We start from the raw sequence: 13,257 nt of genomic DNA on the forward strand, positions 1-13,257 counted from the left end.
GACGAATCACTCACGAAGGACACTGTGCTGCCTCCCGTGGCGTGAGGGTCAAGACGAAAAACGACTCGTTGTGGACCTCTAGCGAATCACACGTTCGCAACCCGAGGTGGGTTCTCCGGCCAGTCGTTGCGCCAGCCAGTCGTAGGCACCGGGACGGCCGTTGGTCTGGGCCTGTGAATGGTCGCCGGGCACCTCTTCCAGGTGTACCGACGCGCCGGCAGCGCACCACTGATCCTGCACGGCCTCGGCACCTTCTTTGGGAATGAGGAAGTCCTGCAAGCCCTGGTAGATGTACACCGGCGCGTCCGGCTTCGTCTGGCCCATGCGGTTTTCCTCGACGACGGCCGTGGTGATCGGATGCGCGAAGACATCAGGGACGTTGGAGAGATTTCGCTGGTCCAACAGCAGTAGTCCGCTGTAGGACAACACATCCACGCATTGATCCTTCTGTGCCAGCGCCAGTCGCTTGCCGTTGTCGTTGGCGAGCTGCCGCATCTCCGGGTACTCCCGGGACAGTCCGATCGTCGCCGCAGTGAACAAGCCCGATCCGATCTGGCCGTTGAGCGAGGTCTGCAGAATCTTGTAATCGGTCGGCGGACCGCCGAACGCAACGCCGGCGATGTTCAGCTCGGGTGCGTACTCGGGGGCCAACTGGGCCGCCCAGCCCGACGCGATCGCACCGCCGGAATATCCCGTGATGCCGATCGGGGCATCGGCGGAGACTCCCGCCGTTCGGGAGGCGCGGAGACCGTCGAGCACGGTGTGCCCCGACACGAGGCCGGCCGAATATGCCTGCCGTGGGCCCTGATAGTCCGTCATCACCACGGTGTAGCCGCGGCCGAGCAGAATCCGGACCTGATCGATCTCTTTGTTGTTTCCCCGCGGGAGGGTGTAGGACGGCGCGCACGTGTTGCCGAGTGAATCCGTCGCCTCGTTGTATGCGATGACGGGGCGATCTCCACCGGCGGTCCACGGGGCAGCGGGAGTCAGCACCGTCGTCGCCGCAGCGATGGGACGATTCTTCGAATCGGTCGAGCGGAAGAGCAATTGGACGGACGAGGCCTCGGGGGTCACCGCGACATCGCGTCGAGCGAGGACAGTGCCGGGCACGAGATTCTCGTATCCGGCCGGCGGATCGAACCACGGATCGCCGAGTGACGTGGGGAGATACGCAGCCGGATCGCTCGGTGGAGCAATGAAATCTTGGACCGGATCTGCCTGCGCAGACCCCGCGAATGCCACCATCAGTGCTGCTGCTCCGGCCAGAACTAGTGCCTTGCGCATGGATTCCCCACCCTGTTGCTTCCGAACGCCCCGACGTCGGAGTAGACCACCGCCCATCGTGCCACAGGGCCCGGGAACATCGGCCCTGTGAACTGAGCCGAAGACCAGGTAGGTTGTCTGTTACTCCGAACACTACTCATCAGTAGGGATGCAAAAATGCCTGCTCCGTCCACTGCGACCTTTTCCCGGCTCGCTGATCTCATCGCCATTCCCGACGCGGACTCGCGTCCCACCAAGACGATCACCGAGGTGTTCACCGGTAAGGAGCTGGCGACCATTCCGGTCGGCACGGCTGCAGATGCACTGGCTGCGATCGCGCGCGTCCGCACCGCTCAGGCGGCGTGGGCCAAGCGTCCGGTCTCCGAGCGCGCAGAGATCTTCCACCGCTACCGCGACCTGGTGCTCGCGCACCGCGACGAGCTCATGGACATGGCGCAGGCCGAGACGGGCAAGTCCCGCGCCGCCGCCCTCGAGGAAGTCCTCGACATCTCGATGACCTCGCGGCACTACGCACGCACCGCCGCCAAACTGCTGGCTCCGAAGAAGGTCACCGGCATGCTTCCCGTGCTGACCAAGACTCGCGTTCGTTACCAGCCCAAGGGCGTCGTCGGAATCATCTCGCCGTGGAACTACCCGATGACTCTCGCGGTGTCCGACGCCATTCCGGCGCTGCTGGCCGGCAACGGCGTCGTGCTCAAGCCCGACAGCCAGACGCCGTACTGCGCGTTGGCCTGCGTCGAGCTGCTCTACAAGGCCGGTCTGCCCCGCGACCTGTTCGCCGTGGTCCCCGGCCCCGGCTCGGTGGTGGGCACCGCAATCGTCGAGAACACCGAATACGTCATGTTCACCGGCTCCACGGCCACCGGCCAGCTCCTGGCCGAGCAGGCGGGGCGTCGACTCATCGGTTTCTCCGCCGAGCTCGGCGGCAAGAACGCCATGATCGTCGCGAAGGGCGCGAACCTGCGGGAAGTATCCGACGCGGCAGTGCGCGCCTGCTTCTCCAACTCCGGTCAGCTCTGCATCTCCATCGAGCGCATCTACGTCGAGAAGTCGATCGCCGCCGAGTTCACCGAGAAGTTCGGCCAGCGGGTACGCAACATGACCGTGGGTGCCGATTACGAGTTCGGCATCGAAATGGGCAGCCTCATCTCCGAGGACCAGATCAAGACGGTCTCGGCGCACGTCGACGACGCCAAGGTCAAGGGCGCGACCGTCGTCGCGGGCGGCAAGGCGCGTCCCGACATCGGCCCGCTGTTCTACGAGCCGACGTTGCTGACGAACGTCACCGAGGACATGGAGTGTGCGGCGACCGAAACCTTCGGGCCGTTGGTGTCGATCTACCCCGTCGCGGACGTCGACGAGGCCATTGCGAAGGCCAACGACACCGACTACGGATTGAACGCAAGTGTCTGGGCCAAGACGAAGGCTCAGGGCGAGGCCATTGCGGCACGTCTGCACGCGGGCACGGTCAACGTGGACGAGGGCTACGCGCCGACGTGGGGCACCACCGGTGCACCGATGGGCGGAATGGGCGTCTCCGGAATGGGCCGTAGGCACGGAAACGAGGGACTGCTCAAGTACACCGAGCCGCAGACCATCGCGACGACCCGCCTGCTCAATCTCGGTGGACCGCGCGGACTTCCGCCGAAGCTGTGGGCAAAGATCATGCCGCCCTTCGTCAAAGCGCTGAAGTACATTCCCGGCCGGTAGTAGTCGGTAGACGGACGAGAAAAGGCCCCGCACTCCCTTTCGGGTGTGCGGGGCCTTTCGCTGTTCTGTGTCGGATCAGTTGACGCTGTGGCCGTTCAGTCCGGCGTTGGCGTAGTGATTGTGGCTGTCGGGAATGTGGTTGTCTCCCAACACCCGAGCCACCTGCTGCTCGCTGAGTCCGAGTCGACGAAGCCGCTCGCACACTGCATCGAAGTCGAGCATCTTGGCGTCGAGTTCCTGCTGCAGCTCGATCACCTCGGCGCGAATGGCCTCGGCCTCGTCGAGAGCGGTCAACGTGTCCTCGGGCTGGGGCAGCAGCAGCGTGAGCAGTCGATCACGGGCATCGGTGCTCAGTCCATCGAAGGGACGCTGACCCGGCTGAGCCTCGTGGCGACCTTCGTTGCGACGCTCGAAGCGCCGTTCGTTGCCGTACTGCGCTCCGACGTAATCCTGAGTCGCCCCGAAGGACGGGATCTCGGCGAGCTGTTCCCGACGCTCGGGCTGTGCCTGAGCATCAGCGCCGAGATCGGTCTTGTCCAGATCGGTCTTGTTCGGATCGGCGACGGGTCCCTGCGCCGGTGCCGACGCGATGTCGATCGTCTTGCGCAGCGGGCGATTCGGGATGAAGACCACTGCGATGAGCGTGACGATCGCAACGAAGCCGGCGATCATGAAGATGCGTCCGGTCGCGTCGCCGTATGCGGTGCGGATGACGCTGACGATCGGAGCAGGCAGTGCCGTGAGGTCGAGCGATCCGCCGCCTCCGGCCGAACCGTCCACACCGAGCTGCGCCAGACCGGCTGCCGACTTCTCGGCGACACGGGTTGCCAGCAGCGAACCGAGAACCGAGACGCCGATCGCTCCGCCGAAGGTTCGGAAGAAGGCAACCGTCGACGATGCTGCACCGACGTTTTGCACACTGACAGTGTTCTGCACTGCGAGAACGAGATTCTGCATCAGCATGCCGGTACCGAGACCGACGATGGTGATGAAGATGCCGACCGTCACCAAGCTGGTGGCGTGGTCGATGGTGCCCAGCAGCAGGAATCCGATGACCAGCAAGATGGAGCCGGTGACGATGAACGGCTTCCACTGACCGAACTTGGTGATCAGCTGACCGGAGCCCACGGAGGCGACGAGCATGCCGAACACCAGTGGGATGGAGAGCAATCCAGCTTCGGTGGGGGTGTAGCCGCGAGCAGTCTGGAAGTACTGGCCGAGGAACGTGGTGGCTCCGAAGAGGCCGACGCCGACCGCGATGGACGCGATGATGGCCAGGCCGGTGGTGCGCTCGGTGACGATCTTGAGCGGGATGATCGGCGACTTGTGCCGAGCCTCGACGATGATCGTCAGGACGAGCAGCGCAACTCCGCCGCCGACGAGGTACGCGGTCTCACGAGAGATCCAGGCGTAGTAGTCGGCCTTGCCTGCGAACGAAACCCACACGAGGAGAACGGACACGCCTGCGGTCAGCAGAAGTGCGCCGAGCCAGTCGATGGAGACGTTGTCCTTGCGGACGGTCTTGATGTGCAGCGTCTTCTGCAGCAGGCCGAGGGCGATGACAGCCAACGGGACGCAGACGAAGAAGCACCAGCGCCACCCGAGGGGGCTGTCGACGATGACGCCGCCGAGGATGGGGCCACCGGACATCGATACGGCCATGACGGCACCGGTGTAACCGGAGTAGCGGCCACGATCACGCGGGGAGACGATGGTTCCGATGATGGCGATGACGAGTGCCGTCAGGCCACCCATGCCGATGCCCTGCACCACACGTGCGGCGAGCAGCACCGGAACGTTGTGCGCGAAGCCGGCGATGAGCGAGCCCGCGACGAAGATCAGAATCGAGCTCTGGACCAGGACCTTCTTGTTGAACAGGTCGGCGAGCTTGCCCCAGATGGGCGTCGACGCGGCGTTGGCCAACAGTGCGGTGGTGATGACCCAGGCGTACGCGGTCTGCGAACCCTTCAGGTCACCGATGATGGTCGGCAGAGCGGTCGAGACGATGGTGGTGCTCAGCAGCGCGGTGAACAGCGCGGCCAGCAGACCGGTGAGGGCTTCGAGGATCTGGCGGTGCGTCATGGCATCGGGATCGGCGACTGCCTGATTCGGCGGATTCTCCGCGGATGTTGTCATTGGTTATCTCGCAATCAATTCAATGCGGGCCACGTCCTGGCGCTGGGCGTGGGCGTCTTCGGTGAACGTGTCGTTGAGCTTGCGGATGGAATCGAGGGCATCGAGAGCCTCGGTTTCGCTCCACTCGCTCAACATCTCTGCCAGGCGACGAGCTCGCCTGTCCCAAATCTGTTTCAGTCGAGCTTGGCCTTCGTCCGACACGCAGACCCGGGACGCTCTTCTGTCGTCCGGATCGGGGTGCCGATCGATGTAGCCGAGTTCGACGAGGTCCGCGATCTGCCGGCTGAGGGCGGACTGGCTGACGCAGAGCCTGCTGGCGAGGTCGGTCTGTCTGCATTCACCCTCTGTCGCGAGGATGGCCAGAACTCCGGTCAGCGCCTGCGGCAACGGTGAATCCTCGACTCCGGTGGTCACGGCCCGCTTCAGCGTGCGCCCGAAGAGGAAAACCTCTTCGACGAGCGATTCCGCTGTCGTGGATTGAACTGCCATGAGTACTCCAACGCCGAGTTCGATTTACTTGCTGTCTGCAACCATATATATACATATATGCGCTAAGCAAACAATATTCCTGTCTGGTGGGTCACAGCGTCGATGTGGGGATGGCCAGATCCTTCGGGCCGGTGACGCTAGTGCGGATAGAAGAAGGATCGCCGCACGGACAGGCCGACCGTCTCGCCCACCTCGGGCCGCGGCCCGCGCGTCGAGCAGCGGAAGTCGACGTCGTCGCAGTGCACCAGGACGTCGCTCGCATCGCGGCCGAACAATGACGACGTGACGGTGCCACTGACCTCACCAGTGTCGTCCGCAGATCCGGGCACGATGTCGATGTCGGTCGGCAGGATTGCGAGCGTCCCGGGTCCGGAGCCCTCCGCCTCGAGTGTGAGGGAGCCCGAAGTGAAGGTGCCGTCTGCGACAACGCCGTCGACGAGGGTGGCGTCGGACAGGAAACGCGCGACGAACGCCGATGTCGGAGCGCGCACCACGTCCTCGGGTGAGCCGATCTGCTCGATGCCTCGAAGATCCTCGGCATTGCGGGTCATCAGCCGCCTTCGCTCGCTTGTCGTACCCCTCGTCTACTCTCTCGACCACACACATCCGGGGGGACATCATGAGCAACCGCAGATCGCGTAGCAGAAAGACCAGTCGCGAGGCCCACAGTCAGGTTCAGCGTGAAAGGGAACCTCTATTTTGGCCGAGCGCGCTTCTTCACTTCTCCGATTGGCTGATCGAGAATGCTTGGGTCGCAGATCAGTTGACGGCTTTTGCGACAGCAATGACAGTCGATCGGTCGGTCCGCGAGCGGAACGTGAGCGTGTACGGCGCAGATTTTCCGATCGACATGTTCTGTCTCGATGATCACGAGTACTTGGACCTCGATGACTATGAGCGGTCGCCATGGGAGCGCGACGAGATACGTCGCGCCATCGATCTGTTCGGCACGTTCGTCGTCGCCGAACGGTTGTCGCCATCTCAGAACGAAGAGATCTCGAGAGAGATCGGGTTCCCGTCTGCATTCGCGTCGGTGCCCAGTTCTCCGATATCGCCGGGGCGCTCGAGCCCACTGAGTACACCGATAATGGTCTCACTCCTGCAACGGTTGGCATCGTGGGCTGCGACCGAGCGCCGCGCGCCATCGGCCCGAATCGACTACTGGGACGACTCGGCCGAGATCGTTGCCGCGCTCGGGATTCCGGGTTTCGACAGCATCCCTGAACAACCTGACTTCATGGCAATGGTGAACTATCGATCGGTGTTGGATACCGCCCGTAGGGTCGGGGTTCTCGAGCACGCGGGCCAGACTTACACCCGCGGACCCGAAGCCGGAGCTTGGGTGGTGTCTCCAAGTGCGGACCGAACTCGCGCCGCCGTGGTCGAGGCGTACGCATCCTGCTTGACGCCTGTGTACGACTCCGGCGATGATTCCGTGCAGTCCGAGCTCGTGGCAGGCTCGACGTTGGCGACCACCGTGCTCGTGCGCAGCCTCGTCGGTGATCCGGTAGGGGAATCCGACGGTGTCGTCCTGGGAAAGATGTCCGACAGCAAGGTGATTCAGACCGTCGCGACACTCCGGTTCATGTCGATGTTCGACCTCGGATTGCTCGTCAAGGTGAACGACAAGTTCTGCGTACCTGACCTTCTGGCGCCCCTGCTGCTCGAGGCGCTCGATCGAGATCGTCTGCGGCGCGCAGGGCGCGCAGCATGACCTGACGAGCGGCCGGTAGCACCTTCTGGTTCACGAGCCGAGTGCATGTACGGCAAAAGTGCGTCCCCAATCCGGTACGGCCCCGTCGCGACCCAAAGTCGACGGCACAGCGCCGATCAGAGTGAGGAAGTCGAAGGTCGGTCGAGCGAGGTACTGGGCGTAGCGTCTTTCGCTTTCGGGGATTCGCCACCCGATGGTCTCGAGGCTTCGTAGGATCAGCGAATTGCGTTCGGTCGCAAAGCAACCCCCTGCAACCGAAACCAGCAGCAGCAGGCCTGCATCCTTCTCGTACTGCTCGCGGCCGAAGGGCATCCGAGCCGCGGCGTGCGACCACAGTCGGAGCGGGTCGGTGGCCAGGGTGTTGCCCAACCGGGTGCGAAGTAGCCGTCCCTTCAGCACGCGAACCAGCCCGAGTTGCGTCACTGCAGCCCGAAGCCAGTGCACCTGCTGATGGTCCACCTCGCGGTTGGAGCTTCCGAACCATTCGGCACCCCACTCGAGCTCTGCACGCATCGCAGCGACGTCTTTGGGTGGGAGATAGCCCGCAGCAGTCAGCGTGATTCCGTCTGCGCCCACCCGCGCCAGCATCCATGTCAGCTTTTCCATTGCCGATGCCGCCGCTACGGGGTCCAGCTGTGCCACATCGAAATCGACGCGTGCGAGGACATCGGGCAGATCGGGGTGATACTCGAGGGGCCCGCGTTCGAGAAGCGAGCCGAGTTTGGGTAGGCGCTCCCGCACGCGTCCGGCCAACTCCGTCACCGCGCGCCGCAACGCGATTCTGTTGTTCGCGTCGGCCACCGCGAAGCGTTCCTCGAAGCTGCCCGCCCACTGCTTCATATGGTTGTGCTCAGGATGATCGGTATCAGCCAGAACCTTCAACAGTTCGTCGTAGCCCGACGTGCCACCGCAGTCCTCGGGTGGGCAGGCGCGGGCGCCGTCGAGGCAGGCTGCAGTACCGGCAACGGGCGATATTTCTTCGACGACCAGGTGGTGTGTCCATCCGTCACCGAAGTCGTACTCGTACCCGAGACGATCCCCGACGGCACCGAGGACTTCGTCCACTCGAACGCCGTCCTCGAGCGTCCCGGCGCCGTCGTCCCACTCTTCGAGCGCGGACTTCATCTCGTAGCGTCGACTGGTTCGATAGGGATCGTCGCCGACGAAGAACATGTGCAGGTGTCGGTCTTCCCAGCCCATGACATCTTGGATGACGTCGTGTAGCTCGGGCAGTGTGGCGTCGGAATTGATGGTGAACCGCCGCCACACCGCTGGTTCGATGTCGGCCAGAGTCACCTTGATCGTCAGCATCGAAACATCGTCCCCCATGTGCGAGATGCCTGTCGAGAACGTCCCCGCGGGGACGCTTTCGGCGCGATACAGTCCGACGATGGACGTTGTGCGCGCGATGCCCCTGCTCACGGTCACCGATCTCGATGCTGCTCTGGACGCGTATGTCCAGGTCACCGGCATGGAGGTGGTGATGAACCACGGTTGGATCGCCACACTTGCGTCACCGGGGGACAGCACCGCGCAACTGAGTCTGATCACCGTCGACCCCACCGGCCCGGTGAATCCGTCGGCGTCTCTCGAAGTGGACGACGTCGACGCGGCCTACCGCGCCGCGGTGGATGCGAATCTCGAAATCGCGTACGAGATCACCAACGAGGAGTGGGGCGTGCGCCGATTCTTCTTCCGAGACGCAGGCGGCAACGTGGTGAACGTACTCGCGCACATGTGAGATCAGCTGGGCTGCAGCAGGTTTCCTCGCCACACGCCTCGGAGGGTTCGAGCAGCGACAGTGATCCAGGCCGTCACGAGTACGACGTACAGCAGTACGGCAAGGGCACGGGCCGCGCCGAAATCGAGGGCATTGCCCAGTGCGGTCGCTCCGGTGACGCAGGTGCCGATGGGGAAAGTGAACGACCACCACGTCAGTGAGAAGCTCATCTTCCTCCGCGCCGCATGGACGGTCAGCGCAGTGGCCAGTGCGAACATCAGCGCGCCGAATCCGCCCATGATCAGTCCGTAGCCGATCCCGACGACGTGCAGCCCGACGGCGATCGACGACTGCGCACCGGTGAACACCGTCGCTGCATCGTTGCCCAGCAGATTGGCCGCCGTGACCGACTGGCCGACAAACCCGAGCGTGATCCAGACCGTCGGAGCCGCGTCGACGGACGGCAGACCGCCGTGCAGCAGGCGTCCGTAGATCAGAGTCAACGTGAGCATTCCGACGATCAGCGACAGCCCGAACATCGCGTAGCACGCGCACAGCAGCGCCAACCGCCACTGGCCGTCGGGCAGGTGAGGGAGCAGCAACGCGCCGGTCGACGCGGACACCATCGGCGGGACGACGGGCATCAGCCACGCGGGCAGTGCCGTGACCTGCTCCCGGTGAGCGGATGTGATCATTCGGAAGGGGACGGCGACGCTGGTGAGCAGGCCGGTGACCGTGCCGGCGACCCACAGGACTGCGAACAGTGCGGTCGCCGCCGTGGGACCGATGAGGTCTCCGCCGAGCAGGCCGGCCCCGGCACCGACGGTGAGCAAGGCCATGGGCGGTGCGCCGTAGAACTGCATCATCACCGGGTGCTGCGCGTAGTCGACTGCGCGTGCGCGGTAACCGGTCCAGTGCCGCACGAAGGCTGCGCCGATCACTACGAGTGCTGCGGCAGCGAGTACCCATACGACGACGGCGAAGACGTGCAACGCAGGAAGGTCGACGGGCAGTGTGGCGGCCGCGGTGGCGACGATGCCGGTTCCCATGACGGCGGCGAACCAGTTGGGGGTGATGTGCTCGACGGTCCGCCTGCGCGACAGCCGGGGTGCATACGAGACGGACTCGAGGACGGTCATGACCTCACTGTGCGCGACGCGGCCCACGTCCGGTAGACAGCAATTCGCTAGCCAGCCATAACCGAAGCTTATGGCTGGATGGACGTCGCGACCGTCAGAAGTTCTGCGGCCGGGCCGCTGGGCTCACGGCCCGATCGCCAGATGGCGCGCAAGTCTCTGTGCAGGGACAGATCGGGGAGCGGCACTCCGATCAGACTGCCCGCCGCCAGCTCCGTCGCGACGGCCAGTGAACTGAGGACGGCACCGCCGATCCCAGCCGCGACAGCGGACTTGATGGCCGTCGTCGACGACACTTCCAGCAGAGGAGTTGTCGGCGGGCCGAGACCGGCTGCAGCAACGGCACTCTCGTACACGGACCTGGTTCCCGACCCGGCCTCGCGGGTGACCAACGCCGTCTCGACCACCTCCTCGGTCGACGGTGCAGAGTGCGCCCACGGATGCCCGGGTGCCACGACGAGAACCAGTTCGTCGGTTGCGACGGTGCGGTACGTGAGTTCGGCCTGGACACTGGGGTTTTCGATGAACCCCAGGTCTGCGTCTCCGGCGAGCACCGTCGCGGCGACCACCGCCGAATTGCCCGAGCTCAGCGTGGGCACGATCTGGGGCAGTTTTGTATGCAGCGTGACGAGCCATCGCGGTAGAAGGTACTCGGCGACAGTCTGACTGGCCGCGATCTGCAGGTGGCCGATGCGCTCGGCGTGCAGCGTGGCGATCGCCGTCGCCAAGTCCTCGGCCGACCGGACGACCGGCGCTGCCCAACTCGCGACGAGCTCGCCGAACTCGGTCAGCACCGTTCCGCGTGCGCCCCGCTTCAACAACGGCGCTCCGACGCGGCGCTCCAGCGCGCGAATGCGAGAACTTGCCGCGGGCTGCGACATGCCGTGGGCGTGTCCGGCACGGCCGATGCTGCCGAGCTCTGCCACCGACAGCAACAGATCGATGCTGGTGAGATCGGCAACGTGAGGGGGAAGCGGCACAGGTCGAGCCTACGGCGACGGGAGTCAGTAGTCGCTGAACAGGTCCAGCTCGGCGTCGGGCTCGGGTAGGTCCTCTGGGTCTCCGGGGTCGTCTGGATCCTCGGGATCGCTACGTTCGTGCAGCACCGAACCCACCAGGGCGGTGACGTCGATGGCCGCGGGATCGGGAATGGGGTGACCCTCGACAAAGGCGAGTCGCTCCGCAGACAAATACGCCAGACGCACCGCCTGCACCACCAGGACGCGTCGCAGACCCTCGGACACCTCACCGCGCTCGCGAGTGACCGCAGCCAATCGGGAGATGGTCTCCGCGCGTCGCGCGATCCGAATGTCGGGGTGCCCGCGCTCGATTCGGGTCTGTTCGGAGATCAGCGAGCGCCGCAGTGACGCAGGCAGAGTGACGGGCTCGGAGACCGGCGGGATCTTCTCGTTCAGGATCGCCTTGTGGCGCGACCTGTCGATGGCCTCGAGGTACGCCGTGTACTCGTGGGCGTTCAAATCTCGTTCGGCTGCGCGGAATTGTTCTGCGCCGTCGGACTTCTTGAGGTCCTCGTACTGCCAGAGCGGCCAGATCTCGATCTCCGCGACCTCGAACACGTCCAGCACTCGCATCGCGACGGCGTCGGTCCGCTGATTGGTCAGATGCCGCTGTACCCGAACGCTGAGCTTCTCCTTGGTCTGCCCCACGTAGATCGGCTCGCCGTCGTAGTCGTAGAACGCATACACGCCCCACTTGGCCGCCGACCAGACGCGCCCTCGATCGTCTTTCTCGCTCAGCACTTCTCGCAGTGCAGCTCGAAATGACTGCACATCGTCCGCAGGCAGACTGCTCTTGCGCGGCGCGACCGCCGACGCCCGCAGCGAGGACTTACCGTGACTGGACATGCGCAGCAGTCGCATTCGGCGCGATGGAACCGAGTGTCCCGTTCACCAGGGGCATCAGGTAGTGCTCCGCCAGCCACGCGACCACCGGAACGCACACCGCATCACCGAAACCGAAGAGCGCCTGGTTGTTCCGCAGACCGCCGAGCGTGTAGTCGCCGGCTCCCATCAAGCGGGCGTACTCGAGAGGCGTCATCCAGCGCACCTGCAACCGGCCGTGGCCGATCTTGACCACCGCCTGCTTCGACGACCCACCGCGCGCAGTACGCAGGCAGCCGGAGATGTCGTCGGGGCGGGCCTCCCACACCGCGACGCCGTTGCGGGTACGACGGTAGGCGGTGCGGTAACTGACCTTGCGTGCCTTCTTCAGGATCTCGATGCGCTGCAACTGAATCGGAGACAACGAGCGTACGAACGCCTCGGTGCGGTCTGCATCCCACCAGCGCTCGTCGCGGTAATCCATCCGCTCGACCTGATCGCCGAGACCACTGGTCAACGGGATCGGCGGGCTGGGCAGCGGAGCCCGATGCGTCGACAGCGTCGAATCGCCGTAGACCGCCTGCAACCAATCCGGACGCAGTTCACTGTTGGGATCGCGGGCATCCTCCGGCGGATGTTGCGCACCGATCAGGAACAGACGAGGACGGGACTGCGGGACGAACCGTCGAGCATCGATGGTGAGGACGTCCACCGAATAACCGAGTTCGTTGAGCTCACGGACCGCAGCCGCCAGATCGTCGCCCCCATGACTGGTGGCCAGGCCGACGACGTTCTCCAGCGCTACTACCTCGGGACGGCCGTCACCCATTTCGTCCAGCACCCGAGTGAAGTGCCGAAATGTCGAGGAGTTCTTACCGGCGAGACCGGCCCGGCCCCCGGCCAGAGACAAATCCGTGCACGGAAACGACGCCCATGCCAACGACAGACCGTCCGGCAGATCGTCGCCGCGCGTGCCGGCAACATCCCCGAGCTGAAAATGGGCCGCGTCGTCACCGAAGTGTTGGCGATACATGTGGTGCTTGTCGCGCTCGATGTCGTTGGCCCAGCACACCTCGAAACCGGCCTGCTCCAAGCCCATTCGCACCAAACCAATACCTGCGAAGAACTCGGCGACCGTGGGAATCCGATCGCGCGCGGACACCGAGAAACCACCCGGCACCACAGTCAACTTCGGCATGCACTCAGGCTAGTACAGAGCCCCGACAG

12 protein-coding genes are annotated in these 13,257 nt (G+C 64.6%); 3 read left to right on the forward strand and 9 right to left on the reverse strand.

The window, feature by feature from the left end; all coding sequences use genetic code 11:
* Window positions 1–78: 78 nt before the first annotated feature.
* A complete protein-coding gene (locus tag J1M81_RS19275) occupies window positions 79–1,284 on the reverse strand; it encodes a lipase family protein (protein ID WP_241258279.1) in 1,206 nt (401 codons plus the stop codon).
* A 156-nt stretch (window positions 1,285–1,440) separates the two neighbouring features.
* Between J1M81_RS19275 and J1M81_RS19280 the strand changes: the two genes are divergently transcribed.
* Entirely contained in the window at window positions 1,441–2,994 is a 1,554-nt protein-coding gene (locus J1M81_RS19280; protein WP_027494877.1) for a succinic semialdehyde dehydrogenase, read from the forward strand.
* Between the two features lie 75 nt (window positions 2,995–3,069).
* Here J1M81_RS19280 and J1M81_RS19285 read toward each other — a convergent pair whose 3' ends face one another.
* The 3 genes from J1M81_RS19285 to J1M81_RS19295 form a co-directional block, all read right to left on the reverse strand.
* Entirely contained in the window at window positions 3,070–5,076 is a 2,007-nt protein-coding gene (locus J1M81_RS19285) for an MDR family MFS transporter (RefSeq protein WP_206498661.1), read from the reverse strand.
* A 57-nt stretch (window positions 5,077–5,133) separates the two neighbouring features.
* Window positions 5,134–5,619, reverse strand: coding sequence for a MarR family winged helix-turn-helix transcriptional regulator (locus J1M81_RS19290; protein ID WP_206498625.1), 486 nt, complete (start codon window positions 5,617–5,619; stop codon window positions 5,134–5,136).
* Between the two features lie 137 nt (window positions 5,620–5,756).
* Window positions 5,757–6,170, reverse strand: coding sequence for a hypothetical protein (locus J1M81_RS19295; protein WP_027494874.1), 414 nt, complete (start codon window positions 6,168–6,170; stop codon window positions 5,757–5,759).
* Between the two features lie 266 nt (window positions 6,171–6,436).
* Here J1M81_RS19295 and J1M81_RS19300 point away from each other — a divergent pair, with 266 nt between their 5' ends.
* Window positions 6,437–7,333, forward strand: coding sequence for a hypothetical protein (locus J1M81_RS19300; protein ID WP_155288750.1), 897 nt, complete (start codon window positions 6,437–6,439; stop codon window positions 7,331–7,333).
* Window positions 7,334–7,363: 30 nt separating this feature from the next.
* Here J1M81_RS19300 and J1M81_RS19305 read toward each other — a convergent pair whose 3' ends face one another.
* Window positions 7,364–8,662 carry a plasmid pRiA4b ORF-3 family protein gene (locus J1M81_RS19305; RefSeq protein ID WP_032401095.1) on the reverse strand — a complete coding sequence of 433 codons (1,299 nt, stop codon included), beginning with the start codon at window positions 8,660–8,662 and terminating at the stop codon, window positions 7,364–7,366.
* A 61-nt stretch (window positions 8,663–8,723) separates the two neighbouring features.
* On the opposite strand from J1M81_RS19305, the gene J1M81_RS19310 reads away from it, so the two are divergent.
* Window positions 8,724–9,074 carry a VOC family protein gene (locus J1M81_RS19310; RefSeq protein WP_032401148.1) on the forward strand — a complete coding sequence of 117 codons (351 nt, stop codon included), beginning with the start codon at window positions 8,724–8,726 and terminating at the stop codon, window positions 9,072–9,074.
* Window positions 9,075–9,076: 2 nt separating this feature from the next.
* Here J1M81_RS19310 and J1M81_RS19315 read toward each other — a convergent pair whose 3' ends face one another.
* The 4 genes from J1M81_RS19315 to J1M81_RS19330 all read right to left on the reverse strand — a co-directional run bounded on the left by J1M81_RS19315 (window position 9,077) and on the right by J1M81_RS19330 (window position 13,228).
* Window positions 9,077–10,192: a TDT family transporter gene (locus tag J1M81_RS19315; RefSeq protein WP_052061669.1), complete on the reverse strand. Its 1,116-nt coding sequence runs from the start codon at window positions 10,190–10,192 to the stop codon at window positions 9,077–9,079.
* A gap of 68 nt (window positions 10,193–10,260) precedes the next feature.
* Entirely contained in the window at window positions 10,261–11,169 is a 909-nt protein-coding gene (locus J1M81_RS19320; RefSeq protein ID WP_032401096.1) for a LysR family transcriptional regulator, read from the reverse strand.
* 24 nt (window positions 11,170–11,193) lie between these two features.
* Window positions 11,194–12,069, reverse strand: coding sequence for a GIY-YIG nuclease family protein (locus tag J1M81_RS19325; RefSeq protein ID WP_204879137.1), 876 nt, complete (start codon window positions 12,067–12,069; stop codon window positions 11,194–11,196).
* Window positions 12,038–13,228: a DNA cytosine methyltransferase gene (locus tag J1M81_RS19330; RefSeq protein ID WP_241258281.1), complete on the reverse strand. Its 1,191-nt coding sequence runs from the start codon at window positions 13,226–13,228 to the stop codon at window positions 12,038–12,040. Before J1M81_RS19330 ends, J1M81_RS19325 begins: the two co-directional genes overlap by 32 nt.
* Between the last annotated feature and the right edge of the window lie 29 nt (window positions 13,229–13,257).

This window comes from Rhodococcus sp. KRD175 (genome assembly GCF_017168275.1).
GTDB classification, from domain to species: Bacteria; Actinomycetota; Actinomycetes; order Mycobacteriales; family Mycobacteriaceae; genus Rhodococcoides; species Rhodococcoides fascians.

Coding starts and splice junctions, on each gene's coding strand:
- J1M81_RS19275 (WP_241258279.1), bottom strand. CDS start 1,284: ATGCGCAAGGCACTAGTTCTGGCCGGAGCAGCAGCACTGATGGTGGCA.
- J1M81_RS19280 (WP_027494877.1), top strand. CDS start 1,441: ATGCCTGCTCCGTCCACTGCGACCTTTTCCCGGCTCGCTGATCTCATC.
- J1M81_RS19285 (WP_206498661.1), bottom strand. CDS start 5,076: ATGACGCACCGCCAGATCCTCGAAGCCCTCACCGGTCTGCTGGCCGCG.
- J1M81_RS19290 (WP_206498625.1), bottom strand. CDS start 5,619: ATGGCAGTTCAATCCACGACAGCGGAATCGCTCGTCGAAGAGGTTTTC.
- J1M81_RS19295 (WP_027494874.1), bottom strand. CDS start 6,170: ATGACCCGCAATGCCGAGGATCTTCGAGGCATCGAGCAGATCGGCTCA.
- J1M81_RS19305 (WP_032401095.1), bottom strand. CDS start 8,662: ATGGGGGACGATGTTTCGATGCTGACGATCAAGGTGACTCTGGCCGAC.
- J1M81_RS19310 (WP_032401148.1), top strand. CDS start 8,724: ATGGACGTTGTGCGCGCGATGCCCCTGCTCACGGTCACCGATCTCGAT.
- J1M81_RS19315 (WP_052061669.1), bottom strand. CDS start 10,192: ATGACCGTCCTCGAGTCCGTCTCGTATGCACCCCGGCTGTCGCGCAGG.
- J1M81_RS19325 (WP_204879137.1), bottom strand. CDS start 12,069: ATGCGACTGCTGCGCATGTCCAGTCACGGTAAGTCCTCGCTGCGGGCG.
- J1M81_RS19330 (WP_241258281.1), bottom strand. CDS start 13,228: ATGCCGAAGTTGACTGTGGTGCCGGGTGGTTTCTCGGTGTCCGCGCGC.